The organism is Klebsiella sp. C283 (assembly GCF_048822555.1).
Lineage (GTDB): Bacteria > Pseudomonadota > Gammaproteobacteria > Enterobacterales > Enterobacteriaceae > Klebsiella > Klebsiella quasipneumoniae.
Map to the genome: position 1 here is coordinate 1 of NZ_JBMEZS010000052.1, position 2436 is coordinate 2436.

The following is a 2436-nucleotide window of genomic DNA, read 5'->3' on the forward strand; positions in this document are numbered from 1 at the left end:
CGTGGAGTACTCCAGAACCACGCGCGAGAGAAACGCGCTGGTTGCCAGGGCGAAAAGCACGAGAGCAACGATGACAGATATCCGGCGAAAGGTATGAGAGGTCGTACTGACCGGTTGTTCGGTGTTGTTTTTCATCACTGTTTATCCTCCATGTCATTCACCGGTATTCGGGATTCAAGCTCAGCCATTTCGTCTTTAAAGTTGCGGCACGCCAGTCCGTATACCGCATCGTGGATATCGACCCCCTCCTGCCGGCGAGCTTGCATGTACTCAAAATCCGGGCCTTTGGAGGAGTACATCGCCCGGCTGAGCGGGTCGACGAACAGGCGGTGCCAGGAGCAGTTCGCTTCCACCTGCAGCATAAAAGAGGAGAACCACTGCTCTTTGGCCGAACCGAAGCCGTTAATCATGTCTTTCTCCAGCTTGCTGAACTGATCCGGGTACAGCTGGTTATACTTGGCAAATTCCTTCGCTGACTGCTTCAGAATGGCCTTGTACGATGAGTTCCCCCACGCTGCACGTGCGGCGCTGGAGGCGGTCGGGGAGTCGAAGTCGACGATGTTCTGCGTGATGGTGATGTATGCGCCGGTATGTCGACGCGCGGTACGGTAGCCTTTCTCGATAAACTGCCCCACTTTTTCATTCTTGAAATCAAGGAGCTTCCATCCTTCATCGATGACGTTCAGTTTTTTCAGGCCACGCGGTGACTGATACATCCTGTTCTCGATGTAAATAATCAATGAAAACATCACAGCGATAAGCAGAGAGGGCCTCGACTCCAGGCCACCGAGTTCCAGTACCACCATCCGGGCATCATCGTGGAGTGTTGGTTTATCTGAGTTGAAATAGTCCCCGTAGATCCCATTCACCGTGTACTGATCGAGCAGGATTATCATCTCGTCCAGACGGCCCCGGATTGTCGGGGAATCAGCATATTCATCGCTGTCCTTCGCGTCCTGTAAAAACTGCACTACGTCATCAACGCGTGCCTGATTACGTTTGCTTAACCAGGCCGCCTGAACTGCCTGCAGAAGCAGGCCTTCATGGACTTCATCGAGGTTGCCGTTCGGACTGGCCATCACCGACATCTGATCGCGTATACGTTCTGCTGACATGTCGAAGTGAGCATCATCCAGCACGTTGGCGAATGGGTTAAACTTGAGGGTATCGCCATCGAGATATACGCCCCCCATGTTTTCACACAGGGACTTATAGCCATCGCCCATATCGAACACCCAGGCAAACCCGCCGGAGTCGAGCACACTGCGAATGAGGGGCTGAATCAGACCGGTTTTACCCGCCCCGGACGTCCCGCAGACCGCCATGTTGAAATTGGTATTGTTCATTCCCTCGTAGAACAGGTCGATGAACGCCAGCTGGTTTCGGTAGGTGGGCGCCAGGAGTCCCGCCGGCGCCAGCGGGCTGTCAGCGACGATCGGCAGGAGGTTAGCCACCTGGAACGTCTCCGCCCGCTTAACCACGCCTGCCGCCTGCAGCTCTTTAAACAGACCCTCACCACACTTGAACGGCATCATGGCCAGAAAGTTACGCAGGTGATGGTAGCGGGCCGGGATAAGCTGGAAACCGCCTTTACGGTAGCTGTTGAGCACCTGCTGTTCAGCGGCGAGAGAGGCCTCTGTGCTGTCTGCGGTGTACGTGGTGATATTAAAGAAATAGGACACCAGGGAGGTCTGGTTGGTCGACAGTCGCTGGCGGATATCGCCCCACTCCTGCATTTCCTTTATCACGTTCGGAAAGTACTTCGCGTAGGAGGTTTTGCTTTTCTTCTCCACGTCCATGAACTTCAGGTTGGCTTCGTTCTGGGTCTTCACCTGGTCCTCCACCATCAGCGTCAGCGTGATGACAAAGGGGCAGGAAATGGAGAGCTCCGGGTTAAGCAGGTTGGCGTAGTTGTCCGCAGCGGTCCAGAGGAAGGCCATTTCCGGATCACTCTCCAGATGGTAGCTCGTCACCCGGGTCACGCACTCTTTCCCGTCGCGCCCCAGGCGGCCAATTTTCAGATGACCGGCGGTGACCTGCATATCAAAGCTGTCATCGACACACTGATAGTTCAGATCCTGATAGGGGTCCAGCTTATACGGTACGCGGTACATTTCGTGCGGGTCCGGGTTTATCAGCTCACGCATCAGTTCGACCAGCCCGGCAGCATCAAGGATACGCGTCGGAATATAGGCACCGCCCAGTGACGCCCGCAGGATTTTTATCTGGTTCTCCATCTCGACAATTTGCGTGGTGGAGTTCTTCTTCCTGGGTACGCAGCAGGAGATGTACACGCGGTAGTTACGCAGCGTCAGTGGCAAATCCAGATCAGGAGGCAGGGGGAACTTCGTCTCCGCTGCCCGGAGGTAGTAGGCCTGGGTAATGGCGTTAAACTTCTTAGCCTGTTTACCACTCCAGCGGAATTCACGCAGACCA

The 2436-nt window shown here is 55.0% G+C and carries 1 protein-coding gene and 1 pseudogene; both read right to left on the minus strand.

Annotated features, from left to right (window positions below; translation table 11 throughout):
• Positions 1-135: pseudogene (locus ACOI7Z_RS27045) on the minus strand (conjugal transfer protein TrbI); the annotation flags it as partial.
• Positions 135-2436: type IV secretion system protein TraC (gene traC / locus ACOI7Z_RS27050; RefSeq protein WP_186956731.1), on the minus strand; the 2302-nt coding region annotated here is incomplete at its 5' end. The gene traC and the pseudogene ACOI7Z_RS27045, both read right to left, overlap by 1 nt.